Source organism: Nonomuraea sp. NPDC048901 (assembly GCF_040649695.1).
In the GTDB taxonomy this organism is placed as follows: Bacteria; Actinomycetota; Actinomycetes; order Streptosporangiales; family Streptosporangiaceae; genus Nonomuraea.
Window position 1 is genome coordinate 160,300 of sequence record NZ_JBEZFW010000009.1, and the last position, 18,262, is coordinate 178,561.

Consider the following 18,262-nt stretch of genomic DNA (forward strand, 5'->3'; position numbering starts at 1 on the left):
TCTCCCCCCCGGCGCCCCCCCATTAATCTTCCCACCCGGGGGGCCGCGCCACCCCCGCGCACGACGCCATCAGCAGCCCGTCGGAAGACAGGACGATGGCGTGCTCGGCCTCCTTGACCCGGCCGATCAGATCATCGAGCAGCCAGTTCAGATCCGTGCCGGAACCAGGTGTCACGTCTCGCCTCCCGGTTGCTCTCCTTCGAGCCCGTCCATGATTTTGGCCGCTTCGGTCCTGCCCAGCCTGGTGCCCGACTGCAGAGATCCCATCATCGCGCGGATCTCTTCTGGCGAGCGTTCGTCATCGTCCTCCTCGGGGTTCGGTCGCGTGGCGGGCGCCTCGTCACGCAGGGCTGGGGCAAGGCTGGCCTGTGGCACCCGCAAGGGCAGGCCGGACGGGGTGAACTCGGCGGGGGGCTGATCCTGTGCGGGCTCCGGTCGCGCGCGCCTCGGCTCCGGACGGACGCGCTCCTGTTCGGACTCCGGGCGGACGCGTTCCCGTTCAGACCCCGGACGGACGCGCTCCCGTGCGGGCTCCGGTTCGGCGGGGTCACGGGGCGGAGCCACCGTCAGCCGGCGCACGTTCTCCGGAGCGGCCGTCCGCGCCGCCGTCGTGACCGCCTTCCTGCGGGGCAGCCGCGCCGGCTCATCGCCCTCCTCCGGCGCCTCTCCCAGCTGGACGAGCTCCTGGGGGATCAGGACCACGACCGTGGTCCCCCCGTACGGTGAGGACTTGAGCACGACCTGGATCCCGTGGCGCCCGGCCAGGCGGCTGACCACGAACAATCCCAGGCGCGCGGTGCCGGTGATGCGGAACTCCGGCGGGTCCGCGATGCGCTCGTTGGCGGACTCCAGGTCCTCCGGCTTCATGCCGAGCCCACGGTCCTCGATCTCGACCACGTAGCCGTTGGCCACCAGCTGCCCGCGGACCTCGACGGTGGTGTAGGGCGGGGAGAAGGAGGCCGCGTTCTCGATCAGCTCGGCCAGCAGGTGGATGACGTCACCCACCGCGCGGCCCAGCAGCACGACGTCGCCCATCGGCATGAGCGTCACCCGGGTGTAGTCCTCCACCTCGGCCAGCGCGCCGCGTACGACGTCGACCATCGGCACCGAACGGCGCCAGACACGGGCTGGGGAGGAGCCGGACAGCACGATGAGGTTCTCGGCGTTGCGCCGCATCCGGATGGCCAGGTGGTCCAGCCGGAAGAGCTCCTTCAGCTCCTCGGGGTCCGTCTCACGCCGCTCCATCACGTCGAGCACGGTCAGCTGCCGGTGCACCAGGCCCTGGGTCCTGCGGGCCAGGCTGAGCAGGATGTCGCGGATGCTGCGCCGCAGCTCGGCCTGCTCGGCGGCGACGCTGACCGCTGTGCGCTGCACGGTGTTGAACGCCTGGCCGACCTGCCCGATCTCGTCGTCACCGAAGTCCAGCGACGGGGCCTCGCGCGCCAGGTCCACCTCCTCGCCGTGCCCGATCCGCTCCACCAGACGGGGCAGCCGCTCGTCGGACAGCTCGTGCGCGGCGTCACGCAGCTTCTTGAGCTGCGCCAGCAGTTGCCTCGTGGTGGTGATGGACAGGACGATGGAGGCCACGACGGCGACCAGGCCGAGTCCGCCCGCCAGGAGCAGCCGGAGCAGAACCCCGATGGCGCCGGGAATGGCCCTGGCCACCAGCCGGTCGCCGCCGTCGGCGATGACCCTCTCCAGGCCAGCGCGGGCCGGTTCAGCCGCGGCCCGCCACTCGGCGCCGGTCACGGGCGGCGGCAGGCCCGTGTCGACCTGCTGGATGAGCCGCTGTTCCAGCGCGCGCAGCTGCGTGGTGGACTTGGACTTGAGCCACGCGTCGTATTCGGCCTTGTCCTCGGTGGGGAGCTGGCGGGCGGCCTGTTCCAGGTTGAAACGGGAGACGCCGGCGATCTGCACGAAGTCGGTGTGTTCGGTGGCGGTGAAGGCGCCTCTGGCCAGGGCCCCGGCGACGAGCGAGTCCTCGCGGGCCAGGTACTCGCTCGACCGGCTCACCAGCAGGACCGTGCGGGCATCCTTGGCGATCTCCTTGTCGTCGAGCGAGGCCACACCGTCGAACATGCGGTAGAGGGCGTCGATGATGTCGTTGTAGGAGGCGGCCGCCGCGCGGCGATCCGGCCGGCCGCCGTCGATCGCCTTCCTGACGTTCTCCAGGTCGGCCAGGCTGCGGTACGCCTCGTTCAGACGCTGGGTCAGCAAGGCGTCGGCGGCCAGTTCGACGCTGGAACTGGTGGCCGACTCGATGAACTCGGCGCGAGCGGCCGTGGTCTTCGAGCGCTGCTCGCGTACGGCCCGGTCGGGCATCCGTGTGCCGGAGCCGAGGGAGACCAACGTGAGGCGTCGCTCGCGTTGCAGCTCGGCCAATAACCGTTCGGCCGGCTGCACCGCTCCGCTGTCGACAGTGGTGGCACCGATCAGGTTCACACCTTCGCGCAGCGTCACCCAGGCGGCGAACCCCCACAGTGCGACCAGCGACACCAGTAGGGCGGTCACTTTTGTCCGCACGCTAGAGCTACGGAAGCGCATATGAAGCCATCCTGCAGGAATTATTGCGTAAAGCCCGGAGTCAGAGCATTGATGAGCTTCTTGAATGCCCGAGCACGCGGCATACCTTAGCAACGCCGCAAAGTGTACTCAAGCCGACGCAATCAGTGGAAATACTGTTATGCCCTTATTGTCCTATCAAATTCACTTTGCTGCCCAGATGGAGTGCGGCCAGGACGGCAGCTCTTACCACGGCGAAAGGACTGTAAAGGTCCTTGTCATGCCATAGAGGCGGATAGTCTGGCCCGTTGTTCGCGTGGAGCAGGTAGGCGTGCCCTCGAGAGGCGGCTTGCTCGTAGCCGATGTTCCTGGCCGAACCGGGAAGCAGGAGCGCCTGGACGGCGTAGGCGGTCTCCTCGATCGTGCCTTCCCAGCGGCCCCACGAGCCGTCGCTCCGCTGGGTGGCCAGCAGCCAGTCACGCGCCCTGGCCACCGGCCGGGCCCGGTCTTGCCCGCCATACTCGCTCAGGGCCAGCACACAGCTCACCGTGGCGTAATAAGGGGAGGCGTGCCAGCGGTCGTCCCAGCTCCCGTCGGGCTGCTGACGCTCGGCCAGTAGCGCGCCCAGGCGTGCCATGACCGGCCGATAGGAGCCCGCCCGCTCGGGCCGGGCCGTCGTGTACGCCCCGAACGCGTCGAGCACGTGCGCGTTGACGCTGATGGAGAAACCGTCCTCGCCCGGCCAGGTGCAGAAATGCGCTCCCGTGTCGAACGCCATCAGGATCTCCGGGTCGTACGGCATGCCGAGCCGGGCCAGCGCGTGCAGCGCCACCGACGTCGTGTCGGCGTCGGCCGGCAGCCCCGGACCGGCGGGCGTGCCCGAGGGGCCCATCGCCGCCCTGAGGTCGGCCACCATCTCCGGCGGCACCTCGACCGGGACGCCCGCCCTGGCCAGATAGCTCAGCACCCAGCCGCGCTCGAAGACCGTGATGGGCAGCCCCACCGGGACCGGGCCACCGTAGCGAGTCGCCACGGCCTCCAGGTGGGATCGGGCCTGGGTGGCGTCCAGGAGCGCGCCACCCGGCCGGTCGGGGGCGTGCCGCAGGACGCTGCCGAGCCAGGCGGCGGTGGCGGCGGGCGAGGCGCCGATCGTGCCGATCGCCGTCGGCCGCACCGCGCGGGCGCCGCCCGCGTCCGGACCGGCCACCTCCAGTGCGTGCAGCAGCTTCTGCGGCAACTCCGCGCCCGACGCGACCGCCTGCCTGATGCGCTCGACGCGCGAGTAGTCCATCCCCGACGGCAACGGCAGTGGTTCGGCGGGGTGATGGGCGTTGATGAGAGTGATCAGGAACGGGACGATCAGCTCCACGGCCGGCATGTCCGGCACCTCGACGGGGCGCGACAGCCAGCCGCGCAGCGCGTCGAGCCCCTTGCGCGCGGCCTGGCCGAGGTGTTCCCCGCTCGGCGGGGTCTCGCGTCGTGAACCGTTTTCCGGGCGTTCGGCCTGTGCGCTGAACAGCGCTTCCGTGGCGCTCAGGGTGGGAACGAGGCCGTAGCCGTCGGGTGCCCCCCACGAGCCGTCGGCCCGCTGCGTGGCCAGCAGGTAGTCGATCCGCTCCCGGTGGCCGGTGAGCCAGGGGGCCAGCGTGACCAGGCGTCCTGTCTCGTAGATCGACGCGGAGATCTGCCCCCACGGTCTGGCCATCAGCGTGGCGACCAGCTCGTCGGCTTCGCGGGCGTAGTTCACAGCTCACCCCAGTAATCAGACATGCCGTAGAAGCCGGTGTTGAAGGTCAGCTGCCGCTCCAGGTAGTACGCGGCGCGCGGGCCGGTCGCCCGCAGTGGCCGGATCAGTTCGGCGGCCCGGGCGGCGATCCCGGCCATGCGCTCGCTCACGTCGGCAGGTCTGATGCCCAGCGTGAGCGCGTTCGCGTCGCCCCAGCGGGCCTCCCTGTCGGCCGTCGCCAGGTCGTTGAGCAGCCGTAGGTAGCGCTGTACCTCTTCGCCGGCCCGGCTGGCCGGTTCGAGCGGCTCGCCGGTGGAGATCCAGTGCGACAGGTTGACGAAGGACGAGCCGGTGCCGGCCGCGTTGTCCAGGTACTCCTCCAGGCCGGGCCGGGCTCCGGCGGCGCGCCAGTCCCACTCCTTGGCCATCGCGGTCAGCATCCGCGCGAGTTGGTCGCGCCAGGCGGCGTCTGCCGGTTCGTTCTGGAAACCGTCACGGGATCCGTCGCGTCGCCGACCGGCTTCCTCGGGATCGTCTGGGAAGCCGTACCGGAGGCCGTCGCGGAGGTCGGCGAGGAAGCGGGTGATCGGGCTCAGGGGCGTGGCGCCGCCGGCCACGTCCAGGCAGTCGCCGACCAGGGTGGTGACCTCCGCGCGTGATTCGGCGATGTGGTCGATGCGCAGGTCGACGGCGAACACCCACAGCGCCGCCCGGCTGACCGCCCGGAGCTCGGCGGTGCTGGCCCAGGGCGAGCCGAAGGCGCTGACGAGCCCGAGGGAGTGGAAAAAGCCCGCGTCGAACGGCCGGGCCGGGAAGAGCTCGCCGTACCGCCGGGCATGACGGGACAGGTCACGGGCGCACTCCACGGCCAGCGCGCACGTTCTGCCCAGCTCGGCGCCTGTCGGTGGACCGGTCGGTGGGTCAGCCGGAAGGCCGGTCGTGGAGCCGGTTGGGGAGCCCGTTCGGAAGCCGGCGCCCGTCTGGACGCCGGTGGGGGAGTGTGTCATCGGCGGCCGACCGGCACGAGCGTCATCGACAGGCCGGTGGCCGGCCGCAGCGTGGAGGCCGGCCGGGGAGTGACCGGTCCGCCGGCGTCCAGCACCGGCCGGTATTTGCTGAGGACCCCCGCCACCAGCAGCAGCGCTTCCATCATGAACAGGTGCGGTCCCAGGCAGACGTGCGGCCCGGCGGCGAAGGGGAAGTAGGCGTAGCGGTGCCGCCTGCCCCCGCCATGAGCCTGGTCCGCGGGCGCGAACCGTTCGGGCAGGAAGTCGAGCGGCCGCTCCCACCAGTCCGCCAGCCGATGGGTCAGGAACGGGCTGAGCACGACGGTGCTGCCCGCCTCGATCCTGATCCCGTCGATGACGTCGTCCGCGCGGGCCGTACGCGGCAGGATCCAGCCCGGCGGGTAGAGCCGCAGCAACTCATCCAGGAACATCCGCAGGTACGTCAGCCGCGGCAGGTGGTCCGTGGTGACCGGCCCGGCGCCGACGACCCGCTCGACCTCCTCGTACACCTTCGCCGCCACCTCCGGATGGGCGTCGAGCACCGGCCACACCCAGGTCAGCGCGGTGGCGGAGGTCTCGGTGGCGGCCCCGTGGATGGCCACCAGGTCGTCGCGGATCCGCCGGTCGCCGTCGGCGCCCACGTCGCCGTGGCGGGCCCGGCACAACGCCGAGACGACGTCGCCGTCCTCCTGCGCCTGCGTCCGCGCGTGGCGGATCGTCGGATACACGACGTCGTCGATGGTCCTGATGGCCCGCTTGAACGCCCGGTCGCCGGGCAGCGGGAATCCCTGGGGCACGAACGGCAGCAGCAGCCGGATGGACCTGGCGGTGACGCCGGTGTCGTAGGCGGGCGCCAGCCGGTCGACGTCCGCCGCGGGGAGCTTGGCGCCGAGCAGCAGTCGCACGATGGTCGGGTGGACGATGGCCGACACGCTCTCGGCGATGTCGAACGGCCGCCCGGGGGCCATGACGGTCTCGATCAGCTCGGTCATGATCCCGGCCATCCGCCCGGCCAGCGAGTCGACGTACTTGGCGGTGAACAGGGGCTGCAGGATTGCCCTGCTGTCGGCCCAGGTGGGGCCGTCGGACAGGATGCCGTTGCCGATGAGCGGGGCGAGCGGGTCCCAGAACATGCCTTCGCGCAGGTAGTTGGACTGGTTGCGGCGCAGTACATGCTGGACGTGGTCGGGGTGGGTCACCAGGTAGGGGCGGAACGGGCCCATGTTCAGCCGGACGAGCTCGCCACGGGCCCGGTCGCTCGCCTCCTGGAAGGCGCGGACGGGGGTGCGCGCGTGCCTGGCCAATGAGCGGAGGAAGGGCAGGGTCCTGGCTGCGAGGCCTGGGGCGCTGGCTGCCACGTGCTCCTCCATCGCCCCGTCTCACATGACGGACATTCCTGACAAAAGTAAGCTATCGCGTGAAGTATCACATGATCGTCAGGGAAGTTTCAAGATCGAAGCCAGGTGGGAGCTCCCGATGAGTTGTGGCCGGTTCCCCGTGGTCAGGCCGGTCGGCGACGTGGTCGCCCGCTGCTCGATCCGGTTCGGCCGGTCCGAGGCTTGTCGAGCGACCCGGCGGTCGTGAGGTGGTCAGGGGCGGGAGGCTTCGTCCAGAAGGCGTAGTTCGTCGGCGGTCAGCGTGAGCGCGGCCGCCGTGAGGAGCGGCTGGAGCTGCCTGGCGTCGCGGGCGCTGGAGATCGGCGCGGTGATCGTGGGCTGGGCGGCGAGCCAGGCCAGCGCCACCGCCGCCGGCTCGACGTCGTGCTCGGCGGCCACCTTGGTGAGGGCCTCGATCGTCCGCGGCCCGTGCTCCGTCTCCAGGTATTTGGCCGCCTGTCCCGCGCGCGGGCTGTCGACCGTGACCCCCGGGGCGTACTTGCCGGTCAGGAAGCCGCGGGCCAGCGTGGAGTAGGGGGTGCTGGACAGCCCCTCCGCGGCCACGACGTCGCGCAGTCCGCCCTCGTAGTCGCGCTCCATCAGGCTGTACTGCTGCTGCAGCGCGACATACCTCGGCAGACCCTCGTCGTCGGCCACCCGCAGCGCCTCGGCCAGCCGTTCGGCGCCGTAGTTGGAGGCGCCGATGTGGCGGATCTTGCCCTCCTCGATCAGCTGCCCGAACGTGGCCAGCGTGTCGGCCAGCGGGGTGTCCTTGTCGTCGACGTGCGCCCAATAGAGGTCGATCCGGTCGGTACGCAGCCGGCGCAGTGAGTCCTCGACGGCGGTACGGATGGTCGCGGGCGCCAGGCCCTTCACGCCCTCCAGCATGCCGACCTTGGTGGCCAGCACGATCGAATCGCGGTTGCCGCGCTCCGCCATCCACTCACCGATGATCGTCTCGGAGGTGGACTCGCCGGTGGCCCAGTAGGGGTAGACGTCGGCCGTGTCGATGAAGTTGCCGCCGCCCTCGATGTACGCGTCGAGCACCTCGAAGGACGCCGCCCGGTCGGCGGTCCAGCCGAAGACGTTGGTGCCCAGGCATATCGGGAACACGGACAGGTCCGTGGTGGCGATTGATCTCAACTCAGAAGATCTCATCCGGCTATTATCCGCGCATCGAAAGGGGAGGCTTCGATGGCACCCCGGTTACGCGGCTGCCTGGTCGTCGGCGGCCTTCTCGTGGTGGTGGCGGTGGCCGTACTGCTCCATCGTGGTCGTGAGCCCGCCTCCCGGCCGGCTCCGTCGAGCGGCGCGCGGGCGGGCGAGGTGGCCGAGGTCGTCGAGGAGAAGCGGCTCGACGAGCGCAGGATGGAGCTGACGATCAGGTCGCCGGCGCTGGCCGGCACGACGAAGGTCAGGCTGCTGCTGCCCTCGGGATGGGAGTCGCGGCGCGACTGGCCGGTGCTCTGGCTGCTGCACGGCGGCCTCGACGACTACGCCTCGTGGACCGCCAAGACCGACGTCGACGCGCTCACCCGCAACTCCGGGCTGATGGTCGTCATGCCCGACGGCGGCAAGTGCGGCAGCTACTCCGACTGGTGGAACGGCGGCGACGGCGGCCCGCCGCGCTGGGCGACGTACCACCTCAAGGAGTTGCTGCCGCTGCTCGAATCCCGCTACCGCGCCGGGCGGGAGCGGGCCGTCGCGGGCTACTCGATGGGCGGTCAGGGCGCGATGCTGTACGCCGCCAAGGGGTACTTCAAGGCCGCGGCCTCCTTCAGCGGAGCCGTGCACATCCTCGAACCCGGCGTGCCGCAGGCCGTCATGGCGGGCACCACGATCGGCTGCTTCGGCACCGACTGGAAGCGCGTCTGGGGGGATCCGGCCGCGCAGCGCTCCGTCTGGCGCGCCCACAACCCCTACGACCAGGCCGGGAAGCTCAAGGGGGTTCAGCTGTACGTGGCCGCGGGCGCGGGCGACCTGGTCGAGGACCTCGCCAACCGGGCCGCACGGGCGTTCGCGGGGCGGCTTGAGCGGCTGGGTGTGCCCGTACGGACGCATTTCTATCGCGGCGGGCACAACCACGAGTCCTGGCAGCGGGAGCTGCACCGGGCCTACCCCATGCTCAGCCGGGCCATCGGCGCCCAGTGAGGATGTCGTCGACTTCCGTGCCCTTACCAGGGGCTACAGGGGGACGCTAGGGTGCGGCTGTGGAGGTCGGTGACGCGCGGACGCGCATTCTGGACGCGGCGGAGGAGCTGTTCGCCGGTGGCGGTTACGAGGCCACGCCGACCGCGGTCATCGCTCGGCTGGCCGCGGTGCCCAAGGGGCTGATCTTCCACTACTTCCCGCGCAAGATCGACGTCCTGGTGGCGCTCATCGACGAACGCACGCTGGTCGAGGAGGGGCACGAGGTCGACGCGGTGCCCGGCGACCCGGCGGGCACACTGTCGCGGCTGGCCCGCAGGCTGCCGCTGCGCGCCTCGCCGGCGATGCGCCGCATCCTGTTCCGTGAGGCCGACACGCACGGCTCGGTCAAGGAACGGCTCGGCCGGCTCAACGGCGAGCTGATCAGCCGGGCCAGGTTCGCGCTGGAGCTGGCGCTACCGGGCGCTCGGGGCGACGCGGCCCGGCTGGAGGTGGCGGCGGCCACGTTCGCGGCCGTACTGCTCTACCAGGAGAACCTGTGTCAGCTAACCGGCCACCAGATCGATCCCGACGCGGTCGCGGAACTCATCGCCCACTCGCTCGTCTGACAGCTCGTCGAGGGCCGTCTCCAAGTGGGAGAGCAGCCCCCACACGTCGTCCATCCGCTCGGGGCAGGCCACCACGCCGAAGTCGAGCATGCCGTCGTAGGAGAAGCAGGTGATGTTCACGCCGCCGCTCATGTCGGTCAGCACCGACAGCGGGTAGTACGACAGGACCCGTCCCCCGCACAGGTAGAGCGGGAACTGCGGACCGGGCACGTTGCTGATGATCAGGTTGATCGGCGGGAACGTCACCGAGGCAAGCCGGAAGATCGCCGGAGTCGCCAGGCTGGTGATGGGCGCGGGCAGCAGCGAGCACAGCTCGTTCACCCAGGTGGGCGGCGCCAGGGCGAAGCGCCGTTTGGCCGCGCTCATCGTGGCGCCGACGGCCCGCAGGCGTCGCACCGGGTCGGCGACGTTCGTGGGCATCGGGGCGATCATGGCGGAGATCTGGTTGCCCACCGTCTCCCCGGCGCCGGCCGTACGGACCGCGACGGGGACCGCGACGACCAGCGGCTCGTCGGGCAGCGCGTTCCGCTCCTCCAGCCACGACCGCAGCGCCGACGTGCACAGGGCCATCACGATGTCGTTGACGCTCATCCCGTTGGCCTTGGCCACGCTCTTGACATCCTTGAGCGAGACCGACCCGAACGACAGATGGCGCCGCCCGCTGATCGGCCCGTTGAACGGCGTGCGCGGGACGGTCAGGCCGGGCAGCTCGGGGCGCCGCGTGTCGTCGCCGACGACGAACCTGGCCGCCCTGGCGATCAGCCGCGAGCCGGGAAGGGCGGAGGCCAGGGGGATCGCGTCGAGGTCACCGGCCGCCTTGACCACCGAGCGCATGGCGCGCATGGGGTGGGTCGCGGTCTGAACGGCGGCGGCGGCCAGCATGCCCACCAGGCCGGGCGCCTGCCCTTCGGGGACCAGGTCCAGCGCCTTGCCCGGCGTCTGGTCCGTCTCGTGTGGTGTTTGGTCCGGCCGGTTCGCCTGGTGCGGTGTGCGGCCTGACCGGCAGCCGGCCGGCAGCGGGTCGCAGGCGTCGGGGGAGAGGTCGAGCAGGGTGGCGAGCGTCTCCGCGCCGGAGACGCCGTCGATGGCCGCGTGGTGCACCTTGGTGTAGACGGCGGCCAGGCCGTCGGCCAGCCCGTTGATCAGGTGCATCTCCCACAGCGGATGGGCCCGGTCGAGCCGCCGGGCGTGGATCGCCGCCACCGTCTCGGCCAGCTGCCGCTCGCCGCCGGGCGGGAGCAGTGTCGTCTCGAACAGGTGGTTGCCGATGTCGAACTCGGTGTCGGGCACCCAGTAGGGCCGGTCCAGCCCGAACGGGACCTCCGCCAGCCGCAGGCTCAGCGCCGGCGACAGATGCAGCCGCTCCAGCAGCAGGGCCGCGAGATTGTCACGGGTGACACGGCCCTCGGAGGGGTCGAGGATCGCCAGGCCCGCCACATTGGCGGCGGTGGTCGCGGATTCGACGTTGAGGAACTGGGCGTCGAGTGCGGTGAGCTGGCGCATCTGCTCTCCCTTTCTCACGGAATCTGGCCACCATCACATGCGAGGATTGCCGCGACGTTTCCGCGAGAGTCTTCCAGATGAATTCGGATGCGCTGTGCCATCATTTAGTAAATGCGCAGCTCACCCCCGATCGGTGACAATTCCCTATCCGTGGACAACGGAAACGGGGTGCCGCACGACAGCGTCGAAGTGATATCCGAACGGGTGGTGCGGCGTCGTCAGCGGCTGCGTCTCGCCCGTCTCGTCGGTCGCCCTCGCCATCAGCTCGTACGACCCCGGCCGCCGGGGCGTCCAGCCGATGTGCCACGGCAACCAGGCGCTGACCAGGTGCGGGCCGTGGTGTACGGCCCGCCGCCAGCTCAGCCCGCCGTCTACGCTGACCTCGACGCGGACGATCCGTCCCCGCCCCGACCACGATCTGCCGTGCAGGATGTGCGGCCGGCCGACCACCAGGCGCGCATTCCACGCCAGCTCGAAAGCGCTCTTCACCGGCTGGGTCGTCACGTCGCGGTAAAAGACGGTGTTCCACGGGGAAGTGAGCTCTCGGGTCGCCACCTCGATATCACCCAGCCATTTGATCGACGCTATTCCCACCCAGCCCGGCACCACCAGGCGTACCGGAAATCCGTGGTCGGGCGGGAGCGGCCGGCCGTTCATCTCGTACGCGACGAGCACGTCGGCCATGGCCTTGTCGACCGGGAGCGGCCGGCGTACGTGCCCGTAGTCCTCGAACGGCGCGTCGAGACCACTCGGCAGCAGGTCCAGGGCATCGGGCCGCAGTCCCGCGTGCCGGAGCAGGTAACTGAGCGGCACCCCGCGCCACCGCGCCACCCCGATCGCGCCCAGTCCCCACTGCGTGCCCGGGGCCGGGTTGTGCTGCTGCGTCGCGTACAGGCGTCGGCCGTTCCCGGCGCACTCGATCGCGACGTCGACGGTGCGTGACGGCATGGCACGGAGCTGGTCGTAGTCGTACTCGCCCGGACATCGCAGCCCGGGCCCGTGGAGCCGCAGCCGCCAGGTCGTGGGGTCGATGCGGGGCGTGTACGTATGATTTCGCACGAAAAATCGGTCTATAGGGGTGTGGTATCCCTGCCCGGCCATGGCTTCCCACCGCATCTCGGCGCTGCCGTCGTGCACGGTGAACAGCTGGGCCGGCAGCAGTTTGACGATCGTCGCAAGAGCTTGCTCCATGGGCCGCTACCTCCACAGCATGTATTTCCTACAGGGAAACCATTTAATCGCTGTGGCGGAGTCCGTGCCAGGCTGGCGCCACCACCTTTCCAGGTGATGGTGAATCGCGCAGGAGGCGTCATGAGGTCGCGGGGGAGGTCGCCTGGTTTCCGTGCAGGCCGGCGTGGCGCATCTGCTCGCGGTAAGCCGCTTATCCCGTGGAATAAGCGGGCACGGGGGACAAGGAAGATGAACCGGGCCAGGTTCGGCGCTGGGCGGGGGCCGCCGTCGAGCCTGACATCGTCGATCAGCTCTGTCGATCAGCTCTGTCGATCAGCTCTGTCGATCAGCTCCGTCGCCCAGCTCCGTCGCCCAGCTCGTGTCGCCTTTCACAGCGCGGTGCCGGTCTCCTCGGCCAACCTCTGCAGGAGGCGGTCCTGGAACGCTTCGTCGTGGACGGCGTGATGCGGCTGCAGCCGCTGGCGGTGGTACCAGTAGCCGCCGGTGGTCAGGGCCTCGGGTTCGTCGCTGGAGGCGAGCCATTCCTGTGTCTGGTGGCCGAGCTCGAGATCGTCCGGTGCGCTCGGTCCGCCCATCCTCGTCGGCACCCAGCCCGGATCCACGGCGTTGCTCGGCACCCCGGGACGCAGGCGAGCTACGGCGGCCGCGAGCGTGGTGACGAACAGCTTGCTGTCGGAGTACGAGCCGGCGCTCTGGCCTCGCCAGTCGACTCCGGTGAGCGACGGGCGCCCGTCGAAATGCGAGCTGCTGCTCAGGTACACCAGACGGCGCGGCCCACGCACCAGGGCCGTGAGCAGATACGGTGCGATGATGTTGACCGGCATGACCGCGGGTCCGCTCCACACGCCGGCGTTGTGGATGACCGCGTCGAGCGGCTCCGCCTCGTTCAGCTCGGCTGCGATGCGCCGGACGGCATCACGCTCGGTGAAGTCGCCCACCACGAGGTGTGCCCCACGCTCGACCAGCGCGTCGAGGCCGGCCGCACGCTCCCGGTTGCGGGCGTGCACTACCACGTCGTGTCCCGCGGACAACAACGCATCCGCCGCGGCACGCCCAAGACCGTCCGCGGAACCGGTCACCAGGATCCGGCTCAAGAGTTCACCACCTGCTTTCGTCTCGGGGCTCAACCTGAGAAGACCTGCTTCGCGGTCGTGATCGCGGTCATGGCCTTCGGCCAGCCGGCGTAGAAGGCGAGGTGGGTGATCGCCTCGATGAGCTCGGTCTCGGTGACGCCGTTCTCCTTGGCGCGCCCGAGGTGGAAGCGGAGCTGATCGGCGTCGCCGCCGGCGACGAGGGCGGCGACGGTGATCAGGCTGCGGTCGCGGGCGGCCAGCTCCGTACGATTCCACACGTCCTCGAACAGGACGTCGTCGGTGAGCTCGGCGAGCTTCGGCGCGAAATCGCCGATCATGCGGCGTCCGCCGCCGATCTGCCGGGGTTGCTCGGTCATCGAAGATCCTTTCGCTGGCCGTCCTTCGGCCCTGCGGCGCGGCGGCCGCTGCGGAACCGAGACCGGAACCAAGATCGGGACCCGGAACCCAGACCAGGATCCGGGACCCGGAACGGAGACTCGGATCCGGGACTCGGGCCCAGACCCGGATCCGGGACCCGGAACCCAGACCCGGACCCGGAACCCAGACCCGGAACCGGAACCCAGACCCGGAACCGGGTCTGGGTTCCGGGACCGGGATCGCCGGTGTACCTCGGCACTGCTGCTGTCGGAGCGGGAAGAAGGACGGGTTTACCTGGTCAGTGGCTGCGGGCGCGGTTGTACTGCTCGTCGGTGACCGGTTCGTTCCAGGTGGTTTCGGTGCTGCCGTCGCCCGCGCCTTCCCACATGGCCAGGTGCTCCATGAAGCGGTCGGGGGTGGCGCCGTGCCAGTGCTCCTCGTTCGGGGGGCAGCGCACGGTCTGGCCGGGATGGGCTTCGAAGACGGTGCCGTCGCGAGTGCCGATCAGCGCGACGCCGGACACGACGTGCAGGGTTTGGCCCAGTACGTGGGAGTGCCAGTGGGTACGGGCGCCGGGGGAGAAACGGACCATGTTGGCACGCATCCGGGACGGCTCCTGGCCCGCGTAGATCACGTCGAACCAGACGTCGCCGGTGAACCAGTCCGCGGGGGCCTTGGTGGTGGCCTGCTGTTTGACGAATTCCATGGTGTTTCTCTTAGACGTACGAGGTTGTGAGCTGTGTCAGGTGTGGGCCAGGCCGGGCGGCGTCGACCTGCGCGAGGAGTTCGGTGCCCTTTCAGGTAACCGGCTTTACGTCCAGGCAAACAGGTCCTGTCGAAAGGTGTACTGGCAGTACCCCCTCGGTTGGAGTCCCGTTGGCCGAGGTCAACGGAGCGGCGGCAAGTTTTGGGCATGGCATGGGGCCTCGACATCTCGACCTTCACGGGCGGACTCCTAGCGTGGATTTCAGGTACACAGCGAGGGGGCCGCGATGTTCATCCAGGTCATTCAGGGACAGGTCGGGGACGTTGGCGAGATGCGGGCGGCGTTGGACCGATGGCACGCCGAGCTCGCGCCAGGGGTGGACGGCTGGCTCGGTACGACGGCCGGCGTGACAGACGACGGCATGTTCGTGAACACGGTGCGTTTCGAGTCGCAGGAGGCGGCGCGGCGCAACAGCGAGCGGCCGGAGCAGGGTCAGTGGTGGGCCGAGACCCAGAAGCTCTTCAGCGGCGAGGTCACCTTCCACGACTGCGCCGAGGCGTACACGTATCTGAAGGGCGGGTCCGATGCGGCGGGGTTCGTCCAGGTGATGCAGGGCCGGGTCCGGGACTTCCAGCGGATGCGGGAGATCACCGCCCAGAGCGAGCGGGACATGGCCGCATTCCGGCCCGACCTCATCGGCGGGTTCGCCGCGCTGCACGGGGACGGCGGATACACCGAGGTCGCGTACTTCACCTCTGAGCAGGCGGCCAGGGACGGCGAGGGCAAGGAGCTCCCGGCCGAGATGCGGGAGCTCTTCGAGCAGTGGAAGGACCTGTTCGACGGCGAACTCACCTACTTCGACCTGCGCGACCCGTGGCTGTATTCGCCCCCACAGGCCGCCTGAGCTTCCCGCAGGGCGTGGCTGATGGGCTGCTTGCGCAGGCTCTCCGGGTCCGCCGTTCGGGGACGCTGATGGGCTAGGTTGAGCTCAGGGTGAATGATCGGGTGCTCGATTGGGGACGAGGGAGTCGAAGGTCTCGCCGGTGTTGAGGTGCTGAATGAGGGACTCCAAGCCCTGCCGATCCCCGTTGGCTCGGAGCCAGCGGTCTACTTGGCAGGCGGCCTTGGCATACGTGTTCGTATCCTTGCTGGCCGTACTCAGCCACTCGTCTAAAGAGACGGGCAACGGAGCGGTCGGTAGGACCAGACAGCGGTCGCCGGTCGTTCGCGGGGCGAGGTAGCGGGGGTCGTCGGAGACGACTACGGCGAGGCCCTCGTCGAACCACTGCGGGACCTCTGCCCCGGAGGTGAGGCGGGTGTGGAGCTCGACGTGGGACATCTCGTGTGAAGCGATCACCGTGTCGAGGCCGCGAGGCGACAGCATTACGGAGCGGTTCAGAACGGCGATGCCACGCTCCTTGTGGCCGCCGATGTGCTGGTAGCACTCCTCGGTGGCGCAGATGAGCAGGCTGGGTGAGCTCTTTCTGCCGCCGTAGAAGGTGTCGACCCTCTTCGTGGCGGCGTCAACCGTCTGGCTGACCTGTGAACGTTGCTGGGGCGATAGGTCGCGCTCGATGTAGACACCGGGGCGGAGCTCAGTCAGGCCGTAGCAGCCGGGGCACGTCGTGGCGGCCACGGAGGGGTAGGCCACCGCCACGCCGGCGACGGCGGCGACGAGCAGCACGGCCAGCGCTGCGAGAGCCCGGGTCCAGATCTTGCGGGCTCTCGATCGCTTGGGCGCCGGTGGCATGATCGCCGTCCTTTCGTGGGGTGAAGGTGGGACTACTTTCGCGTAATCCGTTGGTGGCCACATCCACCTGTGGGTGGTCATTCTCCGGGTGGACTGCCCCGTCTTGTGATGACTCCTCAGCCGCCGGAGGAGTGGGTCAGGGACGGCTCGCCGTTCACGTTCGTCACTGACGGTGTTGAGGGCGTGTTCACCGATGGTGTTGAAAGTGCGTTGGCGCGGGCTCGGGCGGTGGCCGGAGATCGGGGCGTCGCGATCGGTGGCGGGGCCGATAGGGGACGGCGGGTTTCTACGTGCCGGGCTCATCGACGACCTGCGTATCCATCTGGCGCCCGTACCAATGGGGGAAGGGATCAGGTTGTTCGAGGTCGGGAGCGAGCAGGTCCGGCCGCACCGGACTCAGGTGCCCGGGTCTCCGTTCGCCACGCACCTGAGGTTGGAGGTGGCGAAGGAGTCGCGCGGCGCGGCGGCTCAGGGGGTGTCTTGAGAGATCACCGCGCCTGAGCCCGTTCCGCGCGGGCGATCGAGCGATGGCCGCGCCTGTCGGCTGAGGAAGGCGAGCAGGTGATGGCCGCGCCTGTCGGCGACGAAAGCGAGCAGGCGATGGCCGCTCCTACCGGCCGAGGAAGGCGAGCAGGCGCTCGAGCGGCCAGGTGTTGATGACGTCATCCGTGGTCAGCCAGGCGCGCTGGGCGATCCCGATGCCGAACCGCTGGTTGGCCAGGTGGGGGATGGCGTGTGAATCGCTGTCGATCGAGAACTTCACCCCGTGGTGCTTGGCCAGGCGGACCAGGTCCGCGGGCAGGTCTGAGCGGTCAGGGAAGGAGTCGATCTCCATGGCCGTCCCGGTGCGGCCGGCCGCGCGGAAGACGGCGTCCCAGTCGGCGTCCACCTGCGGGCGCTTGCCGATCTTGCGGGTGGTCGGGTGGCCGATGATGTCCACGTACGGGTTTTCGCAGGCGGCGATGAAGCGGCGGGTCATATCGTCGCGGGACATGCCGAAGTGCGAGTGGACCGAGGCGACGCACACGTCGAATTCGCGGAGGATCTCGCCGGGCCAGTCGACGGAGCCGTCGGGGGCGATGTTGAGTTCGGTGCCGTGCAGGATCCGCATGTCGGGATATTTCTGTTGCAGCTCCGCGACCTGCTGCCGCTGCTCCAGCGCCTTGTCCAGGGTCATCCGCTGCATGGCCAGGTCGGGGGCGTGGTCGGTGACGGCGTAGTAGAGGTAGCCGCGGGCGTGTCCCGCCGCCACCATGTCGGCCAGCGAGGCGATGCCGTCCGTCAGGTTGGTGTGCGTGTGCAGGTCGCCCTTGAGGTCGGGGAGCTGGAGGAGATCCGGCAGCTCGTGGCGGAGCGCGGCCTTCACCTCGCCGCCGTCCTCGCGCATGGGCGGGGGTACGAACTGCATGCCGAGCGCGGCGTAGATGTCCTCCTCGGACTCCGAGGCGATCACCGTCTCACCCTCGAACAGTCCGTATTCGGAGAGCTTCCAGCCCTTCTTCACCGCCATCTCCCGGATGGCGACGTTGTGCTCCTTCGAGCCGGTGAAGTATTGCATCGCCGCGCCCCACGACTGGGCCGGCACCACGCGCAGGTCCACCTGAAGGCCCGACGTGGTGCGGATCGACGTCTTCTTGTCGCCCGCCGCGATGATCTCCGCGACATAGGGCTGGGCGCGGAAGTCCGCCATGATGGACTCGGGCGCCACGGCCAGGATGTCGATGTCGCCGATCGTGTCCTTCATCCGCCGCAGTGACCCGGCGTAGGCGATCCGCTCGGCCTTCAGCGAGGCCATCACCTGCTCGGCCAGGGACATGGCGACGCCGATGTGCACCCGGCGGCCCGACTGCTCGAGCTGCTCGATGCCCTTGAGGAGGTTGGCGAGGGTCTTGGGGCCGAGCCCCTTGACGCCGTCGAGCCGCCCGGAGGTGATCGCCTCGCCGAGGGCCACGGGCGAGTCGATGCCGTAGTCCTCGAACAGCATGATCGCCGTCTTCGGCCCCAGCGTCGGCACGCGGGTCAGCCGCCGCACCCCTTCGGGCACCCGCCCGCGCAGGTCGTCGAGCTGGCGGAAGCTCCCGCGCTGCAGGAACTCCTCCATCTTCTTGGCGATCGCCTCGCCCACGCCCGGCACACTCCGGACGTCGGCCACCGAGATGTCCTCGGGGAACCCGGCGATCGCCTTGGCGGCCTTCTGGTAGCTCCGCACCCGGAACGCGTCGCCGCCGGTCAGCGCGAACAGCTCCGCGTATTCGGAGAGCGCCGCCGCCGCATCATCGTTAGCCCTAGCCATG

15 protein-coding genes and 1 pseudogene are annotated in these 18,262 nt (G+C 69.8%); 3 read left to right on the forward strand and 13 right to left on the reverse strand.

The annotated features are described in order from the left end of the window. Positions 1–40 precede the first annotated feature (40 nt). From AB0C30_RS30600 to AB0C30_RS30625, 6 genes and pseudogenes are all read right to left on the reverse strand, one after another. Positions 41–175: pseudogene (locus AB0C30_RS30600) on the reverse strand (roadblock/LC7 domain-containing protein); the annotation flags it as partial. Further along, positions 172–2,511, reverse strand: coding sequence for a nitrate- and nitrite sensing domain-containing protein (locus AB0C30_RS30605; protein ID WP_357951165.1), 2,340 nt, complete (start codon positions 2,509–2,511; stop codon positions 172–174). The pseudogene AB0C30_RS30600 and the gene AB0C30_RS30605, both read right to left, overlap by 4 nt. Before the next feature lie 178 nt (positions 2,512–2,689). Continuing rightward, positions 2,690–4,249 (reverse strand): prenyltransferase/squalene oxidase repeat-containing protein, encoded by a 1,560-nt coding sequence (locus AB0C30_RS30610; protein WP_357951168.1) that lies wholly within the window; start codon positions 4,247–4,249, stop codon positions 2,690–2,692. Further along, positions 4,246–5,235 (reverse strand): terpene synthase family protein, encoded by a 990-nt coding sequence (locus tag AB0C30_RS30615; protein WP_357951171.1) that lies wholly within the window; start codon positions 5,233–5,235, stop codon positions 4,246–4,248. The genes AB0C30_RS30610 and AB0C30_RS30615 overlap by 4 nt, the downstream gene beginning before the upstream one ends. Next, entirely contained in the window at positions 5,232–6,593 is a 1,362-nt protein-coding gene (locus tag AB0C30_RS30620) for a cytochrome P450 (protein ID WP_357951174.1), read from the reverse strand. Before AB0C30_RS30620 ends, AB0C30_RS30615 begins: the two co-directional genes overlap by 4 nt. A gap of 231 nt (positions 6,594–6,824) precedes the next feature. Next, a complete protein-coding gene (locus AB0C30_RS30625) occupies positions 6,825–7,769 on the reverse strand; it encodes an aldo/keto reductase (RefSeq protein ID WP_357951177.1) in 945 nt (314 codons plus the stop codon). 36 nt (positions 7,770–7,805) lie between these two features. On the opposite strand from AB0C30_RS30625, the gene AB0C30_RS30630 reads away from it, so the two are divergent. After that, positions 7,806–8,762 carry an alpha/beta hydrolase family protein gene (locus AB0C30_RS30630; protein WP_357951180.1) on the forward strand — a complete coding sequence of 319 codons (957 nt, stop codon included), beginning with the start codon at positions 7,806–7,808 and terminating at the stop codon, positions 8,760–8,762. A 59-nt stretch (positions 8,763–8,821) separates the two neighbouring features. Beyond that, entirely contained in the window at positions 8,822–9,367 is a 546-nt protein-coding gene (locus tag AB0C30_RS30635; protein ID WP_357951183.1) for a helix-turn-helix domain-containing protein, read from the forward strand. Here AB0C30_RS30635 and AB0C30_RS30640 read toward each other — a convergent pair. The 5 genes from AB0C30_RS30640 to AB0C30_RS30660 all read right to left on the reverse strand — a co-directional run bounded on the left by AB0C30_RS30640 (position 9,305) and on the right by AB0C30_RS30660 (position 14,218). Continuing rightward, positions 9,305–10,870 carry a wax ester/triacylglycerol synthase family O-acyltransferase gene (locus AB0C30_RS30640; protein ID WP_357951185.1) on the reverse strand — a complete coding sequence of 522 codons (1,566 nt, stop codon included), beginning with the start codon at positions 10,868–10,870 and terminating at the stop codon, positions 9,305–9,307. The two genes, AB0C30_RS30635 and AB0C30_RS30640, sit on opposite strands and share 63 nt — an antisense overlap. A 144-nt stretch (positions 10,871–11,014) precedes the next feature. Beyond that, entirely contained in the window at positions 11,015–12,061 is a 1,047-nt protein-coding gene (locus AB0C30_RS30645) for a sulfite oxidase (protein WP_357951187.1), read from the reverse strand. 368 nt (positions 12,062–12,429) lie between these two features. Beyond that, complete coding sequence (locus tag AB0C30_RS30650; RefSeq protein ID WP_357951190.1) at positions 12,430–13,155, reverse strand: SDR family NAD(P)-dependent oxidoreductase; 726 nt, start codon at positions 13,153–13,155, stop codon at positions 12,430–12,432. Between the two features lie 29 nt (positions 13,156–13,184). Beyond that, positions 13,185–13,511 carry a carboxymuconolactone decarboxylase family protein gene (locus AB0C30_RS30655; RefSeq protein WP_357951193.1) on the reverse strand — a complete coding sequence of 109 codons (327 nt, stop codon included), beginning with the start codon at positions 13,509–13,511 and terminating at the stop codon, positions 13,185–13,187. 299 nt (positions 13,512–13,810) lie between these two features. Then, entirely contained in the window at positions 13,811–14,218 is a 408-nt protein-coding gene (locus AB0C30_RS30660; protein ID WP_357951195.1) for a cupin domain-containing protein, read from the reverse strand. A 286-nt stretch (positions 14,219–14,504) separates the two neighbouring features. Here AB0C30_RS30660 and AB0C30_RS30665 point away from each other — a divergent pair, with 286 nt between their 5' ends. Next, positions 14,505–15,122: a hypothetical protein gene (locus AB0C30_RS30665; protein WP_357951197.1), complete on the forward strand. Its 618-nt coding sequence runs from the start codon at positions 14,505–14,507 to the stop codon at positions 15,120–15,122. 84 nt (positions 15,123–15,206) lie between these two features. Here the strand turns inward: AB0C30_RS30665 and AB0C30_RS30670 are convergent, their stop codons facing one another. Together AB0C30_RS30670 and polX are read right to left on the reverse strand one after the other, a co-directional pair. Next, on the reverse strand, positions 15,207–15,968 hold the full coding sequence (locus tag AB0C30_RS30670) for a hypothetical protein (protein ID WP_357951199.1): 762 nt from the start codon (positions 15,966–15,968) through the stop codon (positions 15,207–15,209). 610 nt (positions 15,969–16,578) lie between these two features. Then, a complete protein-coding gene (gene polX, locus AB0C30_RS30675; protein ID WP_357951202.1) occupies positions 16,579–18,261 on the reverse strand; it encodes a DNA polymerase/3'-5' exonuclease PolX in 1,683 nt (560 codons plus the stop codon). Position 18,262 lies beyond the last annotated feature (1 nt).

What these genes read in the sequence shown, in the direction of transcription:
- AB0C30_RS30615 (WP_357951171.1), bottom strand. Translation starts at nt 5,235, where the DNA reads ATGACACACTCCCCCACCGGCGTCCAGACGGGCGCCGGCTTCCGAACG.
- AB0C30_RS30625 (WP_357951177.1), bottom strand. Translation starts at nt 7,769, where the DNA reads ATGAGATCTTCTGAGTTGAGATCAATCGCCACCACGGACCTGTCCGTG.
- AB0C30_RS30630 (WP_357951180.1), top strand. Translation starts at nt 7,806, where the DNA reads ATGGCACCCCGGTTACGCGGCTGCCTGGTCGTCGGCGGCCTTCTCGTG.
- AB0C30_RS30640 (WP_357951185.1), bottom strand. Translation starts at nt 10,870, where the DNA reads ATGCGCCAGCTCACCGCACTCGACGCCCAGTTCCTCAACGTCGAATCC.
- AB0C30_RS30645 (WP_357951187.1), bottom strand. Translation starts at nt 12,061, where the DNA reads ATGGAGCAAGCTCTTGCGACGATCGTCAAACTGCTGCCGGCCCAGCTG.
- AB0C30_RS30655 (WP_357951193.1), bottom strand. Translation starts at nt 13,511, where the DNA reads ATGACCGAGCAACCCCGGCAGATCGGCGGCGGACGCCGCATGATCGGC.
- AB0C30_RS30660 (WP_357951195.1), bottom strand. Translation starts at nt 14,218, where the DNA reads ATGGAATTCGTCAAACAGCAGGCCACCACCAAGGCCCCCGCGGACTGG.
- AB0C30_RS30665 (WP_357951197.1), top strand. Translation starts at nt 14,505, where the DNA reads ATGTTCATCCAGGTCATTCAGGGACAGGTCGGGGACGTTGGCGAGATG.
- AB0C30_RS30670 (WP_357951199.1), bottom strand. Translation starts at nt 15,968, where the DNA reads ATGCCACCGGCGCCCAAGCGATCGAGAGCCCGCAAGATCTGGACCCGG.
- polX (WP_357951202.1), bottom strand. Translation starts at nt 18,261, where the DNA reads ATGGCTAGGGCTAACGATGATGCGGCGGCGGCGCTCTCCGAATACGCG.